The organism is Pelorhabdus rhamnosifermentans (genome assembly GCF_018835585.1).
In the GTDB taxonomy this organism is placed as follows: domain Bacteria; phylum Bacillota; class Negativicutes; order UMGS1260; family UMGS1260; genus Pelorhabdus; species Pelorhabdus rhamnosifermentans.
Map to the genome: position 1 here is coordinate 1 of NZ_JAHGVE010000009.1, position 23,924 is coordinate 23,924.

At 40.9% G+C, this 23,924-nt stretch carries 21 protein-coding genes and 1 riboswitch; of the genes, 13 read left to right on the plus strand and 8 right to left on the minus strand.

Annotation, left to right across the window (positions count from 1 at the left end; translation table 11 throughout):
- Positions 1-219: 219 nt before the first annotated feature.
- Positions 220-1,122: a trans-4-hydroxy-L-proline dehydratase activase gene (locus Ga0466249_RS12175; RefSeq protein ID WP_215829739.1), complete on the plus strand. Its 903-nt coding sequence runs from the start codon at positions 220-222 to the stop codon at positions 1,120-1,122.
- Positions 1,123-3,501, plus strand: coding sequence for a trans-4-hydroxy-L-proline dehydratase (hypD, locus tag Ga0466249_RS12180; protein WP_246588676.1), 2,379 nt, complete (start codon positions 1,123-1,125; stop codon positions 3,499-3,501). It begins immediately after the preceding gene.
- Positions 3,502-3,561: 60 nt separating this feature from the next.
- Here the strand turns inward: hypD and Ga0466249_RS12185 are convergent, their stop codons facing one another.
- Complete coding sequence (locus tag Ga0466249_RS12185; protein ID WP_246588677.1) at positions 3,562-4,878, minus strand: amidohydrolase; 1,317 nt, start codon at positions 4,876-4,878, stop codon at positions 3,562-3,564.
- 220 nt (positions 4,879-5,098) lie between these two features.
- Between Ga0466249_RS12185 and Ga0466249_RS12190 the strand changes: the two genes are divergently transcribed.
- The 5 genes from Ga0466249_RS12190 (at position 5,099) to Ga0466249_RS12210 (ending at position 10,890) form a co-directional block, all read left to right on the plus strand.
- A complete protein-coding gene (locus tag Ga0466249_RS12190) occupies positions 5,099-5,908 on the plus strand; it encodes a DUF3100 domain-containing protein (RefSeq protein WP_215829741.1) in 810 nt (269 codons plus the stop codon).
- On the plus strand, positions 5,905-6,351 hold the full coding sequence (locus tag Ga0466249_RS12195) for a hypothetical protein (RefSeq protein WP_215829742.1): 447 nt from the start codon (positions 5,905-5,907) through the stop codon (positions 6,349-6,351). The genes Ga0466249_RS12190 and Ga0466249_RS12195 overlap by 4 nt, the downstream gene beginning before the upstream one ends.
- Before the next feature lie 153 nt (positions 6,352-6,504).
- The gene (locus Ga0466249_RS12200; RefSeq protein ID WP_215829743.1) at positions 6,505-8,070 is read left to right on the plus strand and encodes a sigma 54-interacting transcriptional regulator; all 1,566 of its coding nucleotides are present in this window, start codon (positions 6,505-6,507) and stop codon (positions 8,068-8,070) included.
- A gap of 165 nt (positions 8,071-8,235) precedes the next feature.
- A complete protein-coding gene (gene ald, locus Ga0466249_RS12205; RefSeq protein WP_215829744.1) occupies positions 8,236-9,357 on the plus strand; it encodes an alanine dehydrogenase in 1,122 nt (373 codons plus the stop codon).
- Positions 9,358-9,492: 135 nt separating this feature from the next.
- Positions 9,493-10,890 (plus strand): amino acid permease, encoded by a 1,398-nt coding sequence (locus Ga0466249_RS12210; RefSeq protein ID WP_215829745.1) that lies wholly within the window; start codon positions 9,493-9,495, stop codon positions 10,888-10,890.
- 73 nt (positions 10,891-10,963) lie between these two features.
- On the opposite strand, the gene Ga0466249_RS12215 is transcribed toward Ga0466249_RS12210, so the two are convergent.
- The 5 genes from Ga0466249_RS12215 to Ga0466249_RS12235 form a co-directional block, all read right to left on the minus strand.
- A complete protein-coding gene (locus Ga0466249_RS12215; RefSeq protein WP_215829746.1) occupies positions 10,964-11,860 on the minus strand; it encodes a serine hydrolase in 897 nt (298 codons plus the stop codon).
- An 81-nt stretch (positions 11,861-11,941) separates the two neighbouring features.
- On the minus strand, positions 11,942-13,252 hold the full coding sequence (locus tag Ga0466249_RS12220; protein ID WP_215829747.1) for a permease: 1,311 nt from the start codon (positions 13,250-13,252) through the stop codon (positions 11,942-11,944).
- A gap of 29 nt (positions 13,253-13,281) precedes the next feature.
- Positions 13,282-14,373, minus strand: a complete 1,092-nt coding sequence (locus Ga0466249_RS12225) for a dipeptide epimerase (RefSeq protein ID WP_215829748.1) — start codon at positions 14,371-14,373, stop codon at positions 13,282-13,284.
- Positions 14,374-14,393: 20 nt separating this feature from the next.
- The gene (locus tag Ga0466249_RS12230; protein WP_215829749.1) at positions 14,394-15,512 is read right to left on the minus strand and encodes a M20/M25/M40 family metallo-hydrolase; all 1,119 of its coding nucleotides are present in this window, start codon (positions 15,510-15,512) and stop codon (positions 14,394-14,396) included.
- Between the two features lie 161 nt (positions 15,513-15,673).
- A complete protein-coding gene (locus Ga0466249_RS12235; RefSeq protein WP_215829750.1) occupies positions 15,674-16,012 on the minus strand; it encodes a DUF3870 domain-containing protein in 339 nt (112 codons plus the stop codon).
- A 247-nt stretch (positions 16,013-16,259) separates the two neighbouring features.
- Between Ga0466249_RS12235 and Ga0466249_RS12240 the strand changes: the two genes are divergently transcribed.
- From Ga0466249_RS12240 to Ga0466249_RS12260, 6 genes are all read left to right on the plus strand, one after another.
- Entirely contained in the window at positions 16,260-17,657 is a 1,398-nt protein-coding gene (locus Ga0466249_RS12240) for an amino acid permease (protein ID WP_215829751.1), read from the plus strand.
- Positions 17,658-17,781: 124 nt separating this feature from the next.
- Positions 17,782-17,904: a hypothetical protein gene (locus tag Ga0466249_RS27190; RefSeq protein ID WP_281422637.1), complete on the plus strand. Its 123-nt coding sequence runs from the start codon at positions 17,782-17,784 to the stop codon at positions 17,902-17,904.
- Positions 17,884-17,968, plus strand: a riboswitch (cyclic di-GMP riboswitch). It overlaps the preceding gene by 21 nt.
- Before the next feature lie 101 nt (positions 17,969-18,069).
- Complete coding sequence (locus Ga0466249_RS12245; RefSeq protein ID WP_215829752.1) at positions 18,070-20,046, plus strand: methyl-accepting chemotaxis protein; 1,977 nt, start codon at positions 18,070-18,072, stop codon at positions 20,044-20,046.
- A 157-nt stretch (positions 20,047-20,203) separates the two neighbouring features.
- Complete coding sequence (locus tag Ga0466249_RS12250; RefSeq protein WP_215829753.1) at positions 20,204-20,446, plus strand: zinc-ribbon domain-containing protein; 243 nt, start codon at positions 20,204-20,206, stop codon at positions 20,444-20,446.
- A gap of 12 nt (positions 20,447-20,458) precedes the next feature.
- Positions 20,459-20,899, plus strand: coding sequence for a zinc ribbon domain-containing protein (locus Ga0466249_RS12255; protein ID WP_215829754.1), 441 nt, complete (start codon positions 20,459-20,461; stop codon positions 20,897-20,899).
- 72 nt (positions 20,900-20,971) lie between these two features.
- Positions 20,972-21,982, plus strand: coding sequence for a nucleoid-associated protein (locus Ga0466249_RS12260; RefSeq protein ID WP_312889764.1), 1,011 nt, complete (start codon positions 20,972-20,974; stop codon positions 21,980-21,982).
- 96 nt (positions 21,983-22,078) lie between these two features.
- Here Ga0466249_RS12260 and Ga0466249_RS12265 read toward each other — a convergent pair whose 3' ends face one another.
- A complete protein-coding gene (locus Ga0466249_RS12265; RefSeq protein WP_215829756.1) occupies positions 22,079-22,948 on the minus strand; it encodes a hypothetical protein in 870 nt (289 codons plus the stop codon).
- A gap of 11 nt (positions 22,949-22,959) precedes the next feature.
- Positions 22,960-23,907 carry a phosphodiester glycosidase family protein gene (locus Ga0466249_RS12270; RefSeq protein WP_215829757.1) on the minus strand — a complete coding sequence of 316 codons (948 nt, stop codon included), beginning with the start codon at positions 23,905-23,907 and terminating at the stop codon, positions 22,960-22,962.
- Between the last annotated feature and the right edge of the window lie 17 nt (positions 23,908-23,924).

Consider the following 23,924-nt stretch of genomic DNA (forward strand, 5'->3'; position numbering starts at 1 on the left):
GACAAGCCGACTGGTGCAGTTGTTGGACAACAACCATTCGGTGGTAGCCGTGGATCAGGAACAAATGATAAAGCAGGCAGTGCTGTCAACTTAAATCGTTGGATAAGTCAACGGGCAATTAAGGAGACCCTCGTTCCTCGCACCGTGGTTGCTTATCCCTATATGGTAGAGAAATAACTGACTTTGGCGAACGATGATTTGTAAATTGGAGGTGATGATGTGCAAGGGGCCTTGATTTTTAATATCCAGAAATTTTCCGTACACGATGGACCTGGAATTCGAACAACGATATTTTTTAAGGGGTGTCCGCTAGCTTGTCAGTGGTGCCATAATCCAGAAAGTCAAAATTATTGCACCGAAATGATGGTAAATCCTGATCGCTGCACGCAATGTGGTCAATGCGAACAACACTGTCCAGAGCAAGCCATTACTTGGCGGTATGACAAATTGGTTTATGATCGGGGCCGCTGCAAGGTTTGCGGTGCTTGTATTGATTATTGCTGCAAGAATGCCCGGGAAGTTGTTGGCAAAGATTATACTGTTCCCGAACTTATGATTGAAATTGAGAAGGATCGTTCCTTTTATGAACATTCTGGTGGTGGTGTGACACTGTCCGGTGGGGAGGCGATGATGCAGATTGATTTTGTCGAACAACTTATCAAGGCCTGCAAAGATAGTGGAATCTCCGTTGTCATGGATACTTGTGGCTATGCACCAAGTGAGAATTTTCTCCGCATTGTGAATGATGTTGATCTTTTTCTCTATGATATTAAATTGATGGACCCAGATCTTCATTATCGTTATACAGGACAGGATAATGCTTTGATTTTGAAAAACTTGCGGCTATTATCTGATCAGGGAGCGAAAATTGATTTACGTCTACCTCTGATTGAGGGTATTAATACGAACGATGAAGAGATCCAAAACGTGATCGATTTTGCAAGTTCTCTTCATATTTATTCGATTCATCTTTTGCCTTATCATGATATTGCTAAAGGAAAATATCATAAATTAGACGTAGAATATTGTGGGGAAAAATTTTTAATTCCGTCTGATGAACGCTTGCAAGCGATTGCGGCAATGTTTAAAAATCGAAATTACCAAATAATGATTGGAGGATGAATGATGGAACGTCGAGGGATGAATGAAAGGATTCAAAAATTGCGGGAGCAAAGTGTCAATGCGGAGCCTCATCTGTCGATTGAACGAGCTAGGCTGGTTACGGAAGCCTATGAAAAATATCTTGGCACAGTAGAAACCCCTATTTTGCGGGCACTTACCTTTCAACATATTATGGAGAATAAAATATTGTGTATCAATGATGGGGAGCTGATTGTAGGCGAAAAAGGGGAACTGCCCCAATCTGCACCGATCTTTCCCGAATTATGCTGTCATACACTTGAAGATTTTGATGTGATGGATAAAAGGAAAATAATATTTTTCAAGGTTAATGATGAAGCAAGAAAGGTTCAGACAGAGAAAATTATTCCGTTCTGGAAAAATCGCTCCATGCGTAAATTAATTATGGACCGGATGGCACCCGAGTGGATTGATTGTTATGAAAACGGTATTTTTACTGAATTCATGGAACAGAGGGGTCCCGGTCATACCGTAGCGGACGGGAAAATGTACCAACGCGGATTTCTTGATTTTAAGAAAGACATTCAACAACAGATAGCAAGGTTGGATGGTTTACATGATGAAGAGTTTTACGCGAAAAAAAATCAGCTGGAAGCGATGAGCATTTGTTGTGATGCCATTATAGCTTATAGTAAACGTTATGCTGCGTATGCAAGAAAACTGGCAGCTACTGAAAAAGACGAGATAAAAAGGGCTGATTTACTCTCCATTGCAGCCAATTGCGACGTTGTTCCAGCGCATAAGCCGGAAACCTTTGCTCAGGCGATTCAGATGTACTGGTTTGTCCATATCGGGGTTACAACGGAGATTAATCCTTGGGATGCTTTCAGCCCAGGCAGACTGGATCAGCATTTGTATCCTTTTTATCAAAAAGGAGTAGCTGATGGAACACTTACCAGAGAGTCTGCCAAGGAATTGTTGGAATGCCTATGGGTAAAATTTAATAATCAGCCGGCACCGCCCAAAGTCGGTATTACCTTAAAAGAAAGCAGTACTTATACGGATTTTGCCAATATTAATACTGGGGGTATTAACGCCGACGGCGCCGACGGTGTGAATGAGGTATCTTATTTAATTCTTGAGACAATGGATGAAATGAAATTATTACAGCCGAGTTCTAATGTGCAAATTAGTAAAAAAACGCCGCATCAGTTTATTAAGAAGGCTTGTGAAATATCCCGAAAAGGATGGGGACAGCCAGCATTTTATAATACTGATGAGATTGTTGAAGAATTATTGCGTGCCGGCAAGGATATTGCTGATGCCAGACAAGGTGGGTCAAGTGGTTGCGTAGAAACAGGCGCCTGGGGGAAAGAAGCCTATATTCTGACAGGCTATCTTAATTTGCCGAAAATACTGGAACTTACGCTTACGAATGGTTTTGATCAAGTTTCCCAGAAACAATTGGGACTCAAAACGGGCTTTGCCGAAGATTTTAAAACCTATGAAGAACTTTTTGCTGCTTTTAAGCAACAACTCCACTATTTTGTCGATGTGAAGGTACAAGGGAATAATATTATTGAACTTCTTTATGCGAAGCATATGCCTGTGCCCTTCCTGTCCATTATTACGAGCGACTGTATTTTAAGCGGCAAGGATTATAATGCCGGTGGTGCACGTTATAATACCAACTATATTCAGGGGGTTGGCATTGGGACCTTAACGGATTGTTTGTCTGTTTTGAAGTATAATATTTATGAACAAAAACGTTTTACGTTGAAAGAACTTTTGCAAGCCTTAGATGACGATTTTGTGGGTCATGATTCTATCTTTAATTTAGTAACCAACCGGACACCGAAATATGGCAATGATGATGATTACGCTGATCAAATTATGACAGAAGCATTTAACCTGTATCATGATGAGGTGACAGGCCGTAAGACGATGAGAGGCGGGGTATACCGCATTGATATGCTGCCAACGACTTGCCACGTATACTTTGGGTCGGTCATGGGAGCGAGTCCCAATGGAAGGCGAGCCTATAAACCAGTATCCGAAGGCATATCTCCAGAAAAAAGTGCTGATCGTAAAGGTCCGACAGCCGTAATCAAATCAGCGTCGAAAATGGATCACATCAGAACGGGTGGTACCTTGCTTAATCAAAAATTTACTCCCGCCGTGCTGGCTGGGGACCAGGGGTTAGAAAATCTGACTGCTTTGATTCGAACTTATTTTAGCTTGGACGGACACCATATTCAATTTAATGTGATTGATCGGAAAACATTAATTGATGCTCAGAATCATCCGGATGATTATAAAGATTTAATCGTTCGGGTAGCAGGCTATAGTGATCATTTCAATAATTTAGATCGGGAATTGCAAAATGAAATTATTGAAAGAACGGAACAATCTTTTGCGTGACTAAAAAAACTGCCCATCGCTTACTATTTGAGTAAGGGATGGGCAGTTTTTATTGGAAGATTAGTGAATGGAGTCCATGAAAGTGATATACTCCTCTTTCGTCATTTTCGGCTGATAGGACGTTAAGACTTGTTTTGCCTTTGTGGCACCATCAGCAAGAAGGTCAATGATGGTCATAGCCATACATTGTGCCGAAATGAGATACGCCATTTCGGGGTCAACAACTTTAAAGTCCCGTGTGTGCGCATTGCCACTCACGCCGCCAATCCAGGGATGAACAACAGGCATGATGTGCGATAAGTCTCCCATGTCTGTACTTGCCGCATGGTGCTCCAAGGGAATGATGGAATCGGGTCCAAGGAGTGTAAGGGCATTGTCTTTAAAGAGTTCAGTTAGGTTATTATCATTGGCGAGAGGTAGAAAACCTGGTAAATCTGTAATTTCTACTTCGGCGCCAATGGCGGAGGCGCCGCCTTTTAATGCCCGGTTGATTTTTTTGTTTGCATCCATAATGGCTTCGATGGTTTTAGCGCGAACATAGCTTTCGATGCGAACATCAGCTGGAATGACATTGACGAGATCGCCGCCACTGGTGATGATGGGGTGAAAGCGTACATGGTCTTCGTCCCGAAAAGTTTCACGTTGTGCATGAACAGCCATGAGGGCAACCATGGCTGCGTTGAGAGCATTAATACCTTCATGGGGTGCCCCTGCAGCGTGGGCCTCACGGCCAATAAAGCGAATCATTTTGCCGAGAAATCCGTTGCTTGTTCCACCAATATAGACGGTGCGATGAGAATCGCCGTCTGTAGCAAGATGGATCATCATGGCCATATCGACATCATCAAAGGCACCACGCTGAATTAGTTCGGATTTGCCGCCGAGGTATTTAATTTTTCCTTCCCGACGAAGGCGATTCCGATATTCAATTTCAACGTATTCTTCGGCAGGTACGGCAAAAGGAATGACATCGCCGTCTAAGTCCTCCATGACGCCCGATTCTTTGAGACCAATACTGGCAGCAACCATGGCGGCAATTTGGGCATGATGACCACAAGCATGAGCTGCCCCAGTTGTCGCATCCGCCATGGGATGGTCTACGCAGGTGATGGCATCCATTTCACCTAAAACAGCAATTTTGCGGTTATGTGTTCTTCCTGGTAACAACGCTTTTATGCCGGTAATTCCTTGGCCAGTGGCGTGTGAAATATGATGCTTTGTAAAAACATCGGCTATTTTGGCAGCTGTTTTATGTTCTTTAAACCCCATTTCCGGTTCTTTTACAATGGATTGGGCCAGTGAAAAGATTTCATCTTTATGGGCAAGAATGGCTGCAGTTACCTTTTGTTTTAGAATTTCTTTGTTCAATGAACTCATCTCCTTATGATATCATTATTCATTATAGATTCTTTGCACGTATTTGTGTAGTTTAAAGTTTTTATGTCAATTTAGGCTGGTAAAGTGCAAAAAAAAAGATTATAATTTCTCTGTATACTATCAATCGACGTGTGTCTTTTTAGATCATACAATGAAAAAGGTTTTTATGAAGAAGATTGTATACAAAACGATTTTATTTAATAGAAAGGAGTTTGCGATTTTGAACGTATTGAAAAATTGGAAGCTACATGTATTGGCACTTATTTTAGTTGTAATTTGTGAAATGATTGGAACACATAAGGTAACAATTGGGCCGGGTGTATTGTTATTTTTGCCCATGCTTTATGCCATGATTATCGGAGGATTTATCAGTTGGCCCAAACTTAAACTAGTAAAACTGGAGCACATGAATCATGCGTCAGCAGTTTTGAGTATTCTAACACTGCTCTTAGTGACGAAACTGGGGACGGTTATTGGTCCTTCTGTAGGAAAACTCTTAAGTTCGGGGTTAGCTCTTTCGGTGCAGGAACTCGGCCATTTTTTGGGTACCGTTATCGTAGGTTTGCCGCTAGCTATTTTTCTCGGGATGGGGCGCGAGGCAGTCGGGGCAACGTTCTCGATTGACCGCGAACCTAATATTGCTATTATTGCTGAAAAATATGGATTGGATTCGCCTGAAGGCCGTGGCGTTATGTCCGTTTATATTTGTGGTACTGTGTTTGGCGCCGTATGGGTCGGCTTAATTGCTGGCTGTATGGCAGCGCTGCAAATTTTTCACCCTTATGCTTTAGCCATGGGGGCTGGTGTTGGTTCAGGGAGTATGATGGCGGCTGCTACAGGTGCTATTACCGCAGTTTTCCCTGATCATAAAAATGAAATTTTGATGTATGCTGGGGCAAGTAATCTACTTACGACGATCATTGGCATTTATTTCTGTCTATTTATTTCACTTCCTGTGACGAATTATTTGTATAAAGTGCTGACTCCGATTATTGGTCGGCGACAAGAAAAGGGGGGTGCTACAAAATGAGATGGACGGAACAAGTTGTTGTATTTTTAGTTACAGGCATTATTGGTATTGCTGCCAATGTCATCGGCTATCATCATCCCATTATGGATGCGGCTATTGGTTATGCTATTTTGCTTGTCATTACCTTATTAGGTATTCTTGTAACACACATTATGCCGCTTAAACTTCCCATGGTTTTTTGGATTTCACTGCTTGCTATATTTGTTGCATCACCCTTATCTCCTGTGGCATCATTTGTTACAAAGTATGTAGAAAATGTGGATTTTCTGGCTCTGTGTACGTTAATATTGGCTTACGCAGGACTGTCTGTTGGCAAAGATCTTGAAATGTTTAAAAAGATGTCCTGGAAAATTATTGTTGTTGCTCTTGTTGTTTATACAGGCACCTTTGTGTTTGCCACTATTATTGCCCAGAGTATGCTTCATGTAGAGGGAATTATCTAAAATTAAACGATTGAACAAGGATTTTCGTGGCTATTATGGTGCGAAAATCCTTTTTCCTTTCTGCTGTTGGCGTTCAGTAAAGAGGATTTTTCTCCCCTTTGGTGAATTTATCCATTTTAGAATATCAATTAATTGCGAAAAGGGGCATCAGTCATGAATACTAGCTGTTTTTCCCTTCCTAATGTGGATCGTATTGGGCTTGTTGATGATATATCGCGTTTGCTAGTAGAGGCTCAAATAAATATTGTATCGATGGAAGTCGAGCCAAACACATTATATCTGGAGTTTGAAACTTTGCCAGAAGACAAAGAAGCCTGTATTATAGAACGGTTAAAAAATATTCCTTGTATTGTGGATGTGAATGCAATTCAATTAATGCCCCATCAGCAAGCAAATGAACAATTAAGGGCTATTCTCGCGTCAGTCAGTGATGGCATTATGGCCATCGATGATAAGAAGCGAATTACTCAGTATAATCCAGCTGCTGAAAAAATTGTCCGGTTACCTTATTGTCAGGTGATCGGGCATTTGTTGACGGAAGTTTTTTCTCAAGAGCTTCCCTTGATGGATTCTCTAATTAATGGAATTACTTATGATAATCGGGAAATTATTTTAGAAAAAATGGGTAGCCATTATTTAACAAGCGGCCGTCCGATTAAGGACGGATTAGGGCGCATTATTGGGGCGGTAGCCATTCTCAAAGATATCCATGATGTGCGTAAACTAGTGGATTCATTTACTGGAAGTTATCAGCAGGTTTTTCATCAGATCATCTATCAGACCAAGGCTATGCAGAGAGTAGTAAAAACCATTCAATCTATCGCGTCAGGTGATTCTACCGTCATGATTCGGGGAGAAACAGGAACAGGAAAGGAATTGGTTGCGCGTGCTATCCATGCGGCTTCTATACGATCAAATGAAAAATTTGTTCCGCTCAATTGCGCTGCTATTCCTGAACATCTGCTTGAAAGCGAATTATTTGGATATGAGAGAGGCGCTTTTACTGGAGCTGATAAAGGCGGCAAAATAGGACTATTTGAATTTGCCAAAGGCGGGACGCTGTTTTTGGATGAAATCAGCGAAATGCCGCTTAAATTGCAGGCCAAAATTTTGCGCGTGTTACAAGATGGAAAAATGAGAAAAATAGGCAGTGCGGAAGAAATCCAAGTGAATGTAAGGATTTTAGCGGCAACAAATCGAGATTTAGAAAAAATGGTTGCTGAAGGTTTGTTTCGCGAAGATTTGTATTATCGGCTGAATGTCATTCCACTGTTTATTCCGCCGCTACGGGAGCGTCGGGAAGATATTCCCTTGCTTGTTCAGGAATTTTCGCAGCGATTTTCGGTAAGATTGCATAAAACAATCAGTACGATTAGTGAAACAGCGATGTCTAAGTTAATACAATATCCATGGCCTGGTAATATTCGAGAATTGGAAAATGTGATTGAACGTGCTGTTAATTTAATTTCCAGTTCGACTATTTTGACGAAACATATTTATTTTGATTATGAATATGCACCTAAACAGATACAATCTCATGTAGGATCGAATAAAAGCAGCATTACTGAAGTTGCTGATCAAGCGGAATATGAGGTATTAAAGGAAGGGCTTCGCCATTATCATACCTCGCGGGCTTTAGGCAAGGCGTTAGGTCTTTCACACACATCCGTTTTGAGAAAAATGAAAAAATATGGCTTGGATTTTTTTACCGTGGAATAGAATTGCACCAATTGGAATCAAAGCGTTCCAAAAAAATATTTTCTTATTTCTTATAGTCGCTTTTTCCGGGGGAAAAGCGACTATGTTTATTTGGCATGAATATTGCAAATATTTAATGATGTGATGATTGTGAATCACTAAATTACTTTGTTGGAGGGATAACAAATGATTGTAGGTACAGTAAAAGAAATTAAAGATCATGAATTTCGAGTTGGATTGACGCCTGCCGGATGTCATGCTTTAGTAGGAGCTGGACATACGGTAGTTGTTGAAAAAGGAGCTGGCGAGGGGAGCGGTTTTTCTGATGACAGCTATGTAGCAGCGGGTGCGAAGTTGGGGCTGCGAAAAGAAGTATTTGATCAGTCTGATATGATTGTCAAAGTGAAGGAGCCCTTAAAAGCAGAATACGATTTATTTCATCAAGGTCAAATTTTATTTACCTATCTTCATTTAGCGCCAGAGCCGGAATTGACGGCAGCTTTACTCAATAAACAAGTCATTGGTATTGCTTATGAGACGATTCGTGATGCGAAAAATACACTGCCCCTGTTATCCCCCATGAGTCGTGTAGCAGGGAGAATGGCGGTACAAATTGGTGCTCAGTATTTAGAGAAACAGTATGGTGGTAAAGGTATTGTCCTAGGAGGGGTTCCTGGTACGGAATCGGCACAGGTCGTTATTTTAGGCGGTGGGACGGTAGGACTGAATGCTGCGAAAATGGCAGTCGGGCTAGGAGCAAGAGTGGCTGTTCTTGATATGGACCCAGAAAGGCTGGCCTATTTGGATGATATTTTTGGTGGTCGAGTAGAAACGATTGTTTCGAATCCCTATGTGCTTGCACAGTGGGTTAAGAAGGCGGATTTATTTGTTAGTTGTATATTAATTCCTGGTGCTATGACGCCTAAATTGGTTACGGAAGCTATGGTGAAGACGATGGAACCGGGTTCTGTCATTATTGATGTAGCCATTGATCAAGGCGGGGCTGTTGAAACGATTGATCGAGTAACGACTCATTCTGATCCAGTTTATGTAAAGTATGGTGTAGTTCATTATGCGGTGGCGAATATTCCTGGAGCTGCCTCAAGGACTTCGACGATCGCATTGACTAATTCGACATTGCCTTATGCTTTAAGTATTGCTAATAAGGGATGGAAACAAGCCTTAACAGAAGATCCGGGGTTGGCGAAAGGGTTGAATACGGCGTTTGGGAAAGTGACTTTTAAGGCCGTCGCGGATGCACTTGATTTATCATTTACTTCTGTGGATGAAATTCTTCGTGATTATTGATTGCTCATTACGCTAAAGTTAAACAGTTGATTTTATTATGGGTTCCGCTACGGAAAATTTTCAGGTTCTTCTCGTAGCGGAATATTCATTATACACGTGGGAAACACCCTAATCTTTATTGAGAGGTGTACAACAGTGGCGAAAGAAAAGGAATTTGAAGAAGAGTTGCGGCGTGGTTTGAAAGAAAGACATATTCAGTTAATTGCTTTGGGTGGGGCCATTGGAGTAGGACTGTTTCTTGGGTCAGCAACAGCGATTAAAACGGCTGGTCCGGGATTAATATTTTCTTATATTATTGCGGGGATCTTTATTTTATTTATGATGCGATCTTTGGGAGAGTTGGCGGTATCGTATCCTGTTAGTGGCTCTTTTAGTGCCTATGCCAATAAGTTTCTTGGACCCTTGGCAGGATATATCACAGGTTGGACCTACTGGTTCATGTGGATTGTGACTTGTATGGCTGAGATTACGGCTGTGGGAGTTTATATTCATTTTTGGCTGCCTGATTTACCTCAGTGGATACCGGCACTTTTGGCACTTGTTGCGATGACTGTTGTGAATATTGTTGCTGTTTCAGCATTTGGTGAATTCGAATTTTGGTTTGCTCTAATAAAAGTGGTTACGATTGTTGTAATGATTGTTTTGGGTGGTTTGATGATCTGTTTTGGCTTGGGAAATGGTGGCGTCCCGATTGGAATTACTAATCTTTATAGTCATGGAGGACTTTTCCCGCTGGGACTGAAGGGGATCATCCTGTCTTTGGTTATGGTCATGTTTGCTTATGTGGGAATTGAACTTATTGGTGTTACAGCAGGTGAGGCAGAAAATCCGGAAAAGACCATTCCAGCTGCTATTAATAAGGTACTTTGGCGAATTTTGATTTTCTACGTGGGTGCACTTGGTGTGATTATGAGTATTTATCCATGGAATCAGTTGGGGACGATTGGCAGTCCCTTTGTTCTGACTTTTAATAAATTAGGTATTACTGCAGCGGCAGGCATTATTAATTTTGTCGTGCTGACAGCGGCTTTGTCTTCTTGTAATAGTGGGATTTTTAGTACAGGAAGGATGCTTTATAATTTGTCTTTGCAGAATAAAGCACCGAAAATATTTGGCAAACTGAGCAAGCGACATATCCCATTCAATGGTATTTTGGTTTCTTTTTGTTTCTTATTTATTGGTGTTGTCTTGAATTATTTGGTACCTGCTCAAGTATTTATCTATGTTACAAGTGTTGCTACAACAGGGGCTATTTGGACTTGGGGTATTATTGTTTTGGCGCAGCTGAAATTTAGAGCCAGTCTTACGGCTGATGAAGTAACTCAACTGAAATATCCTGCTCCATTTTATCCTGTGAGCAATTGGGCTACGTTGATTTTTCTAGTATTTGTATTGATTATTATGGCTTTCGATGCAGATACACGAGTTGCTTTATATGTGAGTCCCATTTGGTTTGGATTTTTGTTGGTATGTTATTATGCTTTTGGATTACACAAGTCTTCGGATTCTTCTGTGTCCAAGGATGTTTCCTGATTTTTAGTACCAAGATATAAAAGGGGAGTTTCCTGGCGCCAAGCGCCGGGAAACTCCCCTCTTTTTCACTTCGTTAGCGACCAATCTGGTCATAAATGGCTAGCGAAATAGCGGACATGTCATAAAAGGCATGAGGCTCGTCTTTTACATTTTCAGCCATGATGCAGAGAATATAGTCATGACTTTGACCATATACAATGGCGCAATCGTAATTCATACCATCTAATTCGCCTGTTTTGTGAGCAATCGTAATATGATGAGGCAATTGGGCGGGAATGGCTGTATTGTCTTCTTGGCGAGCTAAGGTATCAAGCATTGCTTGGTCACTTGCTGGATCCAGACACTGCAGTTTATATAATTTTTCTAACAAGTTAGCAATGTCTGTTACAGAGGTGTAGTTTTGACGTCCTTGTTTGGCTGCTTCAAAATCCATCATTTTTCTCTGCAATATCGTGTCCTTGCAGCCCAGGCTGTCAATCATGGCATTGATTTTTTTCATGCTTAGTTTATCAATTAGAATATTTGCGGCTGTATTATCGCTTTGGACAATCATGAGTTCGACAATTTGTCCAATCGTGAGTGTCGTTCCGTCCGGTAAATTATAGATGGAACCCCCTTCTACGGTATTCGCATGTCTGATGGTTATTTTTTCATTAAAATCGAGTAAGCCTTGATTTTTTTGATTGTAAGCCTCAATCATAATGGGAATTTTAATTAAACTTGCCGATGCCATTTTATGCGAATTGAGTACGACAGCCTGATTGTCCTGACCCACCCCTAAGGGCTTAACATAAATGGCATGCTCAGTAGTTTTTTGTGTGGGTAAATTTTTTACCTGGTCACTTAACCATTGTTCTGAAATGGGTGCGGCACTTACTGCACTAGGTAGAGCGAAGGAATAGAGACAAAGCACACTACAGAAAACCATAATAGACAGCGTGACCTTGTTTTTGATGAATCCTTGTTTCATTTTTATTTCCTCCTTTATATTTGACAGGGTTTTTTGTTCTTTCATTCACGAAGCAAAATTCATTTGCCCTATGGCTTTGGTTTAGGAAAATAGATAAGCATAAATGATGAGAAAGACAATTTGGGCTCCGGCTACAGTGACGCCATTTTTTATCATGGATTTAATATCTTGTGATTCAGCAAAACCCATGGAACTAAACATATTGGAGCCAGGATAGACAAAATTGGCTACACGCGTTGCTACAACTAAACCGACGGACCAAGCGGCCATGGATACACCAAATTGAGTGACTAGGGTTCCAAACATATCATTGAGCATTTTCATGACGGCAACGGTGGCGCCAGTTAGCCCGAAGGCACCTGTTAATCCCCCCATGATGGCTACAAAGGGCTTTCCGCCAAGGTTCACTAATGGTTGGAAAATAATAGCCAGTGCTTTGAATCCGCCTGCTTGTTCAACAAAATTCATAAAGGGTTCGAGAAAGAGGAACAGGATAAATAATCCTACATTACCTGCCATGCCTTTGACAACGAGCTTTGAAATGCGATCAACCGATAGTCCGCCTGCAAGACCCGTAATAAGCGACAAACTAAGCATAACGACGATGACATAGGCTGTGCCTGCTTTTGCTATAATACCGTATACGACAGCAATGATGAAAGTAATAACAAAGAGTATGCTTGCCTGAGTTTGTCTTGTTGTCGGTATAAATTGTTCGACGTTTTCCGGTACGACATAGGCATTGCTATTTTTTGTTGCTTTTTGAATGCGATGAACAACAATCCATGTTGTAATAAGTGTGACAAGTGCAATAGGTAGAGCCACTTTTAGCAGCATTTCACCGTAGTTGGTGTGCGTTAATCCCATGAGAGTTACGACAGGGGGAGTAAAAGGCCCTAAGATGAGTGCTTCTTCACCGCAAGCTTGGAATAAAACGCCGACAGTGCTGCGTGACAAACCTGCGGCAGCTGCGATAGGTAGTACAATAGGGGCTAAAATGGCATTGCCGCCAGCCATAGTACCAAGCAATCCAACAACAACGAGACAAGCCAGCATCATGCCAAGCATGGCTTTATTTTCTGTGTCGATACCAATTCCATAGATGATTCGATGGACGAGAGTGTGACTGACTTTGGCTTCTGTCATGACCTCACCCAGCCCACGACCTAGCATGATAATTAAGCCAACTAAGGCCAAGAAAGATCCCATGGCTTTGGACATGACATCTGCAAAGGATATGAGGCTCTGATGGGTGAGAATAGCGCCGATGAGAACGCATAATACAGTGACAGGTAAGGGGTCCATATCGCGAAATACAAGTACGACATAGATGAGAAGCGGTAATAATCCGAGTAGGCCCCACCAGATATTAAAGTCAGCAGCAATTCCCATAACAAATTTCCCCTTTCTTTAGTGGATTTTTATTTGATTTCCTGCCAACCTTCGATATGTGTAATGCCGAGTCCCGGTGTATCAGGAAGGATTATCTGATTCTTGGAGAAACTTACGCCACCTGTAATAGGATCTTCAGCAAGCAATACAGCCGCATCTAAATCAGTTTTGGTGACGATTCTCTTTCCTGCAGCAATACTTGCTGCTGCTGTAATACCTACCTTGCTTTCAAGCATACAGCCCATCATACATTCGACACCCATGGTTTCGGCAAAATGGGCAATCTTGATGGCATTATGTAGACCGCCCGCTTTCATGAGTTTAATGTTAATGAGATCACAAGCGCGCATAGAAAGCAGCTTAAATACCTCATAAGGTCCAAAAGCTGATTCATCAGCCATAATATTGGTTTCGACATGATCTGTCACATATTTGAGACCTTCAAAATCGTAAAATTTTACCGGTTGTTCGATGAGCTCAATATTGAGTCCAAGATCTTCAAATTGGCGAATGGTACGGACGGCTTCTTTGGGATTCCAGCCTTGATTGGCATCCAAACGAATGTTCACATTAGGTCCTACGGCTTTACGAATGGCTTTGACACGTTCAATATCAAGGGCAGCGTCTGTTCCCACTTTGAGTTTGAGATCCGTATAACCTGCGGCGATGGCCTCAAAAGCATCAGTCACCATTTCTTCAGGCGTATTGACGCTAATCGTCAAATCCGTTGTCATGGAACTGCGAAATCCGCCGAAGTATTTATACAGGGGAAGGCTGTGGAGTTGGCCAAATAAATCAAAGATAGCAATGTCTAGAGCGGCTTTTGCTGACTGGTTATGCAGCATGGCCGTATCGATTGTTGTCATCAAGGTTTCGATATTGTCAACATCCATACCAATGAGTTTGGGTCCAATAGTATCACGAATGGCTGCAATGACGGAATCTTGACTGTCACCTGTAATAACTGCTGTCGGAGGGGCATTGCCAAAACCGATGGCCTCTGTATTTGTCATGATTTTGATAATGACGTCCTCAGCCGAGTTTACCTGCCTGAGTGCAGTTTTAAAGGGCTTTTTTAAGGGAATACTTACTTTACCAATGCGAATTTCTTTAATTTTCACAGCATAATACCTCCTTGGCTTTAGTTGCTTTCTATTATGGCTACGATCAAACGGGCAGCTGTTTCTAAATCAGAGATGTGAAGACTCTCTTCTTTCGTATGGACATCTTGCATGCCAATGGAAAGATCCACAGCAGCAATACCTTTGGCATTGAAAATATTGCAGTCGCTGCCACCGTTTGTAGAGGCTAACTTGGGTTCTAAGCCAATCCTTTTCATGGCTGCATAAGCTTGTAATACAACGGGCGTATCAGGCGCTAAATGAAAGGGGGCGTAACTTCGTTCAATTTTTACGTCGGCTTTGGCACCCGCGTCATGGGCAGCGTTTTCAAAGCAGCCTTTCATATGTTGACTCTGGGCGTCCAATTTTTCTTTCGAAAGGCTGCGGGCTTCGGCTACAATTTCTAATTTATCAGCGACAATATTTGTTGCCTCGCCACCGGATATGGTACCTAAATTGGCTGTCGTTTCAGCGTCAATACGGAGTAACTTCATTTTTGAAATGGCCTGGGCACCGACTTGAATAGCACTAATGCCCTGTTCTGGATATAACCCGGCATGAGCTGTTTTGCCATGGATGATTGCTGTAATCACGTCTTTGGCGGGACCTTGAATTACGATGGTACCCAAGGGCCCTTCGGCATCTAAAATAAATGCTTTTTTAGCTTTGATTTTGTTATAATCCAGATTTTTGGAGCCATACATTCCGATTTCTTCACCAATCGTGAAGACAACTTGAATTAATCCATGGGGAATGTTTTGTTCCTGTACCTGCCGTATGCCTTCGAGAATGGCGGCGATACCGCCTTTATCATCACCACTTAAAATCGTCGTGCCGTCTGTATGAATGATATTGTTATTTACGAGTGGTTCAATATTTTCGCAAGGCTTGACTGTATCCATATGGCAGCAGAACATGAAAGGATCACCCGGACCTGTAGCAGGTAGGGTGGCAATAAGATTTCCCGTATTGCCGTTAATGGTTTTGCCAGCCCAATCGGTTTCCGTTTGAAAGCCAAGAGATGCTAATTCTTTCGTCAAATAAGAGGCGAAAAGGCCTTCTTGTCGGGACGGACTGGCAATTTTGGCAAAGGCGATAAACTGTTGTACTAGACGCTTGGTGTTTACATCTTTCGTCATTTCATCACTCCCTAATAAAAAATTTTTTAAAATAAAAAACAGCAAGATAAGCTCGTCTAAGACAGGCTTATCTTGCTGGGTTTCATTTACATAGACGTTTGTTTATAAGCAAACGCAATTGTGAATAAAGCAGCAAAAGTTTTATTTATTAGTTAAGTAAGTTATAGCAAATCTATTTTTTTACCTTCCTTAATACTCCAGAATTTTTTTTGCGCGTCTTTAAAAGCAACTAAAATGGCTTTTTGCGAGGACGCAAAATAGCGAGTTTCAAGTTCTTGGCGGATTTCCTCTGTATCAGCTGTTATGCTTTTGCCAATAAAGAGACTGCTGACAAATTCTGTTGTTGTTTGGATAATGGCTGAAACATCGCAGGCAATAATGAGACCTGTTTCTTTGTCAATGACAAAACCGATAAAAAATTGTCCGTACTGAAGCGTAATTGGATTATTTTGTTGCGTTTTTGCATTTCCAACAATATAAATTGTATTTTTTTCAAACATATTTTTACGCACCTTTTTTAAAACCAGAAATTAACTATTTAGAATTTCTTCGCCGCAAAATTTCAATATCCTTTTATAAAGGAAGAAGTTTTCCAGATTTTTGCGGCAGTTACGAATGAATTTGTATTATAATATAATTATATTTATGAGCATTTTTACAAATAAAGACTATAAATTATAGGAGACAGCTGAATCTATGGTAACGCGCGGAAAAAAGGTTTAAGTTTTAATTGGGGAGTGTGGAAGAATGGAACAGGAAAAGGAATTTGAAGAAAAACTGGAACGTGGTTTAAAGGAAAGACATATTCAGCTCATTGCTTTAGGTGGTGCCATTGGGGTAGGGCTTTTCCTTGGTTCAGCAACAGCCATTAAAACGGCTGGGCCGGGATTATTACTATCCTATCTTATTGGTGGAATATTTATCTTCTTTATTATGAGGTCGTTAGGGGAGCTTGCTGTATCCTATCCTGTCAGTGGTTCCTTTAGCGCTTATGCAAATAAATTTCTGGGGCCTTTAGCCGGATATATTACGGGTTGGACCTATTGGTTTATGTGGGTAGTTACATGTATGGCAGAAATCACGGCTGTCGGCGTGTATGTTCATTTTTGGCTGCCAGATTTGCCGCAGTGGATTCCGGCACTTTTGGCGCTTGTTGTGATGACTGTTGTGAATATTGTTGCTGTTTCTGCTTTTGGTGAGTTTGAATTTTGGTTTGCTTTAATTAAAGTGATGACAATTGTTGTCATGATTGTTTTAGGGGGACTCATGATTTGCTTTGGTCTCGGCAACGATGGCATCCCGATTGGTATTGCGAATCTTTATAGCCAGGGTGGATTCTTTCCTACAGGCATCAAGGGTATTATTATGTCTTTGGTTATGGTGATGTTTGCTTATTTGGGTATTGAACTGATTGGTGTTGCTGCGGGAGAGGCCGAGCATCCTGAAAAAACTATTCCAGCAGCCATTAACAAAGTATTTTGGCGTATATTAATATTTTACGTAGGTGCTTTAGGTGTTATTATGAGTCTTTATCCGTGGAATCAGCTCCAAGCGATTGGTAGTCCCTTTGTTTTAACTTTTAGTAAATTAGGGATTACGGCAGCAGCGGGAATTATTAACTTTGTTGTTTTGACAGCTGCTCTTTCTTCCTGCAATAGTGGAATATTTAGTACAGGCAGGATGCTTTATAACTTATCGCTACAGCAACAGGCACCGCAATTTTTTGGAAAACTTAGTAAGCGTCATGTTCCATTCAATGGTATTTTAGTTTCTTTTTGCTTTTTGTTTATTGGTGTCATATTGAATTATTTTGTTCCTGCTGAGGTGTTTATTTATGTGACGAGCGTTGCTACAGTCGGAGCTATTTGGGTCTGGGGTATTATTGTTTTAGCCCAGTTGAAATTTAGACAAAGTCTTACATCTGAAGAGGTGGCACAATTAAAATATCCTGCTGTTCTTTATCCCATTAGTAATTGGGCAACCTTGATTTTTTTAGTATTTGTTGTGATTATTATGGCTTTTGATGCCGGTACGCGCGTGGCCTTATGTGTGGGACCTGTTTGGTTTGGGTTTTTACTTATTTGTTATTATGGTTTTGGATTACATAAATCTTCTAAAGTGATTATAGAGAAGAAAAAAGATTGAGCCTTTTCATAGGCTCAGTTTTTTTATCAGCAATTATCAATGAACAATTTTTGAGTAAAGAAGGAATTTGGCAGAATTTGGCGAATGATAAATTGGTAAGGACTAAAACTTTGGCAGGGATGATTTGATTCCGCTTTGGGTTGCTGATATGGATTTTAAGGATGCTGCATGTCCCGGCAGTATTCTTGTAAAAGCGTTACAGCAATTAAAAGAGGCTGTGGTAAAATTTGATATTGAGCAAACCTAGCGAAAGTTAGGGACGCAAAGTCATGGATCTAAGAACAATTGTTTATGATTGCCAGACTGCCAACGCTATTTTTGTTGAGAACAACAAGCAGGCAATAGCCTGTTTTTTGTTTGGGTATAAAAAGTGATTTCATTTAAATAATGAATGGAGGAGACAAACGACAGAATGAGTACTAAAAAGTTAAGAAATACATTGCAGTTCAGGATGGTATTATTGTTCGTTGCTTTTGCCGTATTTTCGGCGCTGATTGTAGGTGGCGTGAGTGCTTATTTGAGTATTGATTCCACTGAACAAAATATTGTCGACAGCAATACAACGATTGCGAATCAACTTTCTAATGAAATTGAGCGATTTATGAATGATTCGAAGGGCTTGACAGAAACGTTAGCGCTATCGCCTACTGCTACTTCTATGGATGCAGCAAAAATAAAGGCGATGATTATAGCAGCTCAGCAAAAAAATCCACAATTTGAATTGCTTTATGTTATGGATAGTACAGGGATGCAAATCGCTAGAACATCGGGAACTTTAGCAAAACGGGCGGATAAAAATTATTTTACAGGAGCGATGACTGGAAATACCTTTTTGACTGATACGTATATTTCTTCTTTTACAAATGCTCCTACCATTACGATTTCGGCACCTATAAAAGATCCAAGTGGTAAAATTTTAGGCGTTTTTGCGGCTGATATTAGCTTAAAGGCTGTTTGGGATATGGCTGAAAGAACAACCATTGGCTCTAATGGCTATATCGATGTGGTCGATGATAAAGGGACATTTATTGCTCATCCCGATAAAGACCAGGTGCTGAAAAATGAAAATGTCGGTAAACTGTCTTATGTGCAAGAAGTGCTGCAAGGAAAAAGCGGTAGTATGAACGCATTATCAACAGTGGGACAACAGTCGGTCATTGCTTTTGCTCCTGTAAAGTCGTATCACTGGGGTGTTCTTACTTATTTGCCGAATGCAGAAGTTCATAATCACGTGATGAAGATGATTCTCATCATGTTGGCACTTGTGATATTTGCAGTATTTTTAGCGGTGTTTGGTGCTATTTATACGGCTAGAACTATTGCCAAACCGATAAAATTATTGGCACTTTCAGCTGAACAAATGGCGGGTGGAGATTTAAATAAACCGATTCATGTTCAAGGTGTGACTGAAGTTAATGATTTGGCAGCTTCATTGGAAGGGATGCGTAAAGGGTTGACAATCATGATCCGTGAAGTCGTGACATCGTCTAAACAATTAGCAGAGTCTTCTAATCAGCTCACAACCAGTGCAGATCAGTCTGCTCAAGCGGGAAACCAAGTCGCCGTGTCTATTACAGATGTTGCAACTGGTGCGGATAAGCAACTAACGTCTGTAAACGAGGCTACAGAGGTTGTGAAACAGATATCGGCGAGTATCGAGAAAGCTGTACTAAGTACGAGTCAGGTTGCTGCGCATTCATCGAATGCTGCTGCATCGGCTCAAGAGGGTGGTGAGTCCGTTGAGAAGGCTGTTAACCAAATGGCTAAGATTGAACAGACAGTCAATCACTCAGCTCAGCTTGTTGCTAATTTAGGTGAAAGATCAGCGCAGATTGGACAGATTGTTGATACTATTTCAGGTATTGCAGGACAGACGAATTTGTTGGCTCTTAATGCTGCCATTGAGGCCGCAAGGGCAGGGGAACAAGGGCGCGGTTTTGCCGTGGTGGCCGATGAAGTTCGTAAACTTGCCGAACAATCGCAAGATGCAGCCAAACAGATTGCAAGTCTTATTAGCGAAATACAAGACGAGACAAGTCAGGCTGTTGTGGCTATGAATGAAGGAACCCATGAGGTGCAATTGGGTACAGAGGTTGTGAATGCGGCGGGTCAAACTTTAAGTGAAATCACGACGCTTGTTACGCAAGTATCGAATCAAATTCAAGATATTTCAGCGGCCATTCAACAGGTATCAGGGGGTAGTCAGCTGATTGTGTCATCTGTCCGCGATATTGATGGCATTAGTAAGAAAGTAGCAGAGAAATCCGAGACCGTGTCAGCGGCAACAGAGGAACAATCGGCATCCATGGAGGAAATTGCTGCCTCTAGTCAGAATCTTGCTAAGATGGCACGTGATTTGGATGCTGCGGTCAGCAAGTTTACTGTGTAATAAAATGGGCACTGTGTTTAGATGACTTTATATAAACACAGTGCTTTTTTAGTTTTGTCACTTTTGTTTATTTCAAGTAGGAGTTATAACAGGAATTCACTATTATTTAGCGAAAAATAACTAAAGTAAAGATGTATGATGCTAGAAGAGGTGGCTTATGCGCTATTGTGTTTTTTGCGGTGTAGAAATACCGAATGATGCGAAATTTTGTCAGATATGTGGCAAAGAACAGCCGGAAGACGCAAATTTAGCTCTGTCTGGTTATGAGTCAGAGGATAAGGAGCAAGGTGCAAATGGATTTTTGAGTTCTCGCAAAAAAATGATTTTTGCCTGTGTGGGAGTATTTATGGCATTGATCGCTGTTGTTACAACGGTTATTATTTTTGTGCTTAAAAGATAGGGAGGTTAGCCTATGTTCTGTCCCAATTGTGGGGTTGCCATCAGTGAAGTGGGAAGTTTTTGTGCGAAGTGCGGCAAAAATGTAGCCTATTTAACAGAGGTTGAAAGTGTTTTAGCAGAGCAACCGGAAAAGGCACAGTCTATTGAGTCGGCAGCCAGAGAAATGGAAGAAGAAAATGCAGCCACCACGGAAGGGGCTGAGAAAACGGCAATAGAAGAGGTACACGTGGTTGCACCACGGATAGTAACGCCATTATCGGAAAAAGTATATTTCTGCAATCAGTGTGGGACATCTGTTTATTCCAAAGATAACTATTGCTATCAGTGCGGGAAGAAAACGCAAAAACAGTATTATTGTGTGCAGGGAAAAAAACGAAAAAAAGTTGTCATAGGTGTAAGTCTTGTTATCCTTTGCTTAGTTGTTGCTGGAGTTTGTTACAAGCTAACAAGTTGAGTTTTTTTGTTGAAGCTTTATTGAATTCTATGTTGCTGAATGTGGAACAACGTTTTAAAAAAAGAAAAATGGGTGAACAATTTGTTAACAATTAATCGAGCTATTTTACACATACTAGACTTCAACTCTGGCATTACCGTTTTCTCAGAACAAGAGTTAGATATTAAAAGTGACAGTGTCATGACCTTTTTAACGAAACATCTTGAAAGATGTTACCATGATCAAAAGGCTCAGTCCGGAACTTTTTATCCAAATAGCAAATTTAAAGAACAGCTATCCGATTATCTTGCGGATAGTTTAGATTTTATTAATTTTTCAACCTACGTAGCGGAATTAATGTATTCTGCTATTTCTCAATCCGATGTATTTAATTCGGCTGATTTACTCATTTGCGATTTCATGGTGGATGATCAGCGTTTTATTGCTATTTTAAAATGTAATAATCGACCTGGTTTTACGCATCAGGTTATCAACGAAAATGAGAAGGTTAAGAATGAGATTATTAGTCACTATGCCATATTACCGAATTTGTCGCAGAAAATTGATGAATATGCATTTATTGAGGCTGATTCATTAGCTATTCATTTTATTGATAAAAAGTGTTCTATTAATGGCACGGATACTGAAATTTTTGCGGATATTGTTTTAGAATGTAGTGCGCGTGTTTCTCCTCAAGATACCATTAAATTGGTAAACTCTATTACACGGACCGTTGCAGAAAATCATGGACAAAACAGTATTGTTGCTGTCTCAAAGGCTAAAAATTACCTAGTAGAAAACACGGAAGTGTCAGATTATCTTGATCCTGTAGAGCTCGGTAGAGAAGTTTTTAGCTCTTCGCCAAGTATGCAAGAAGAGTATTTGCAAGAAGTCAAAAGCGCAGGAATTGCTGAAACCGTGAAAATGGATAAAGAGTTTGCTCTGAGAAAAGGTAAGAATCATAAAATCAAAACAGATACAGGGATTGAAGTATCTTTTCCTGTTGGCTATTTTCAAAATACAGATTATATTGAGATTATCAATAATCCTGATGGTACGCTGTCTATCGAACTGAAAAATATTGGAAAAATAACGAATAAGTGAAGTTGTGTAATAAAATCAATAGCTTGAACTAAAAATCAAGAAGGCCAGGAATGTCAATGAGACGTTCTTGGCCTTCTTGATTTTGGGTTAAAAACATTACTTGCCCATACTTAAGACATCGGCTAGGTTGAGATTGTTTGGATCTATGGGAATAATAAAGTTGCGATTCAACGTAAACTCTTTACCTAACTGTCCCACGTAGAGATGTTCTGCTAATCCTTGGGCATTCAGTTGAGCAATATAAATATTGTTTTTTCCATCCACACCGACGAGGCGGTACTTGCCTTGCGATGGTGAAATGACACGCCAACTGCCATTTCCATGGCGGACAAGAATTGTGTCTTTTTTTAGATCTTCAAATATTAAAGAATCTTGATCAAAGAGTACGCCAATACGGCCAATGCGTTCCGTATTAAAATAAATACGCTGCAAATTATAATTCGCATCAATTCGGTATACACGAAACAGCGGAATGGGCGTGGTAACGGTCTGTACTTGCATATAAACGACATTTGTTGCTGTCGAACAAGCAATATCGGTGATGTGACTGCCAGCAGGAAGTTTCTCAATTGTAGTAGACAAGGCCTCATCTGTGCGGGTAGGATTAATTTGTGTTAGCAGGACTTTACTGCTGTCTTTATTATCTTCGTGGAGCCCCATAAGAGCAATATTACGGTCTTCCAGCCATTTAAAGTAAGAAACTTTTTTAGTGCCTAGATTGATTGTGCGCACTAACTTTTTGCTTGGCAGGGCATATATTTTGACTGTCGTGTTGTCTACACTTGCCACATAAGAACCGTTAGGTGAATAATAGGTTTTACCTGTAATGACAAGATTTTCGTCACTTTCACTTGTTTGAAAGGAAGAAGCTGGTGCAAGCAATATACGATCTAGATATAGATAAGTGCTTAGTTGGAAAGTCACGGCAACAATAATCCAAAGTGTATATTTTTTCCAGTTGTTCACGTGAACCCCCCTTACTGTTGAACAATAAATGCTGTGGGAAGCATTCGTTCCCCAAGTATATCGCAAGGTTTGTTTACTACCTTGCCGTTATAATACATCGTTGTACTAGAGCCGCCGTCAAGGTTGGCTGCTACATAGGCTCCTTGTTCATACAAAATATTTTGTACATCCATGAGCGTTGCTCCAAGGGATGTAGGTTGCCGACCGTCAATGGCAAGTAGTAAGACCGTTCCGTCTTTTCGTTGACCGATGGCTGTACGCGGTGCCACACCCCAGCCGCCGTCTCCGGAAGTGATTAATTTCTTCCCATTTACAATGAGTGGGGGGCCAAATGTTACACCTTCCCTGACATGCATATTTCGCATTTCAGTTGGTGTATAGTCGCCAGCAACTAAAACGCCTGACTGCGTAAAGCCAATTAAAGGCACGGGTTCGTTAATGTCTGCGCCAATTAAAAATTGTCCGTTGTGCAAGATAACTCCGTAGGGCAAACGACCCGTTCCTGTTCCATTAGGATCATAAAATCCGCCAGCGTTAATAGCTGCAAGTGCATTGTTGCTAGCACCAATGTTACTGATTGTTTCGCCTTTTTCCTGAATATTGCGGGCTGTTGCTACTTTAATCAGAGAAGGATCAGATATTTCAATCAAATAGCCCTGAAATCGTCCCCCCTTAATATTGATCATTTTTACGGATTCATCATGCCGCTTATCGATTTGAAACAAGTTTTGCCTGTTCTGCCCATTATTGTCCTTATCGCCAATAATGGACTTAATTTCTTCGTTTGACAACAGCCAAGTAATGTACTGGGGATGCATGGAGGTCATAATGGCACCGATGACGGTACTTTTGATGTTGTTAAAGGGCCCGTACAATACAATAAATGGGGATGTGGCGATAAACATGATTAAGTTGAAGGCTATAAATCGGACGTAATTATTTGAAATAAAGCTGTTCATGTCTAACCTCTGTTTCC

Excerpts from the sequence above, each read along its gene's own strand:
- Ga0466249_RS12250 (WP_215829753.1), top strand. The coding sequence starts at position 20,204 with ATGCGCTATTGTGTTTTTTGCGGTGTAGAAATACCGAATGATGCGAAA.
- Ga0466249_RS12200 (WP_215829743.1), top strand. The coding sequence starts at position 6,505 with ATGAATACTAGCTGTTTTTCCCTTCCTAATGTGGATCGTATTGGGCTT.
- Ga0466249_RS12230 (WP_215829749.1), bottom strand. The coding sequence starts at position 15,512 with ATGACGAAAGATGTAAACACCAAGCGTCTAGTACAACAGTTTATCGCC.
- Ga0466249_RS12255 (WP_215829754.1), top strand. The coding sequence starts at position 20,459 with ATGTTCTGTCCCAATTGTGGGGTTGCCATCAGTGAAGTGGGAAGTTTT.
- Ga0466249_RS12220 (WP_215829747.1), bottom strand. The coding sequence starts at position 13,252 with ATGGGAATTGCTGCTGACTTTAATATCTGGTGGGGCCTACTCGGATTA.
- Ga0466249_RS12185 (WP_246588677.1), bottom strand. The coding sequence starts at position 4,878 with ATGAGTTCATTGAACAAAGAAATTCTAAAACAAAAGGTAACTGCAGCC.
- Ga0466249_RS12245 (WP_215829752.1), top strand. The coding sequence starts at position 18,070 with ATGAGTACTAAAAAGTTAAGAAATACATTGCAGTTCAGGATGGTATTA.
- Ga0466249_RS12270 (WP_215829757.1), bottom strand. The coding sequence starts at position 23,907 with ATGAACAGCTTTATTTCAAATAATTACGTCCGATTTATAGCCTTCAAC.
- Ga0466249_RS12195 (WP_215829742.1), top strand. The coding sequence starts at position 5,905 with ATGAGATGGACGGAACAAGTTGTTGTATTTTTAGTTACAGGCATTATT.
- Ga0466249_RS12215 (WP_215829746.1), bottom strand. The coding sequence starts at position 11,860 with ATGAAACAAGGATTCATCAAAAACAAGGTCACGCTGTCTATTATGGTT.
- Ga0466249_RS12240 (WP_215829751.1), top strand. The coding sequence starts at position 16,260 with ATGGAACAGGAAAAGGAATTTGAAGAAAAACTGGAACGTGGTTTAAAG.
- ald (WP_215829744.1), top strand. The coding sequence starts at position 8,236 with ATGATTGTAGGTACAGTAAAAGAAATTAAAGATCATGAATTTCGAGTT.
- Ga0466249_RS12235 (WP_215829750.1), bottom strand. The coding sequence starts at position 16,012 with ATGTTTGAAAAAAATACAATTTATATTGTTGGAAATGCAAAAACGCAA.
- hypD (WP_246588676.1), top strand. The coding sequence starts at position 1,123 with ATGATGGAACGTCGAGGGATGAATGAAAGGATTCAAAAATTGCGGGAG.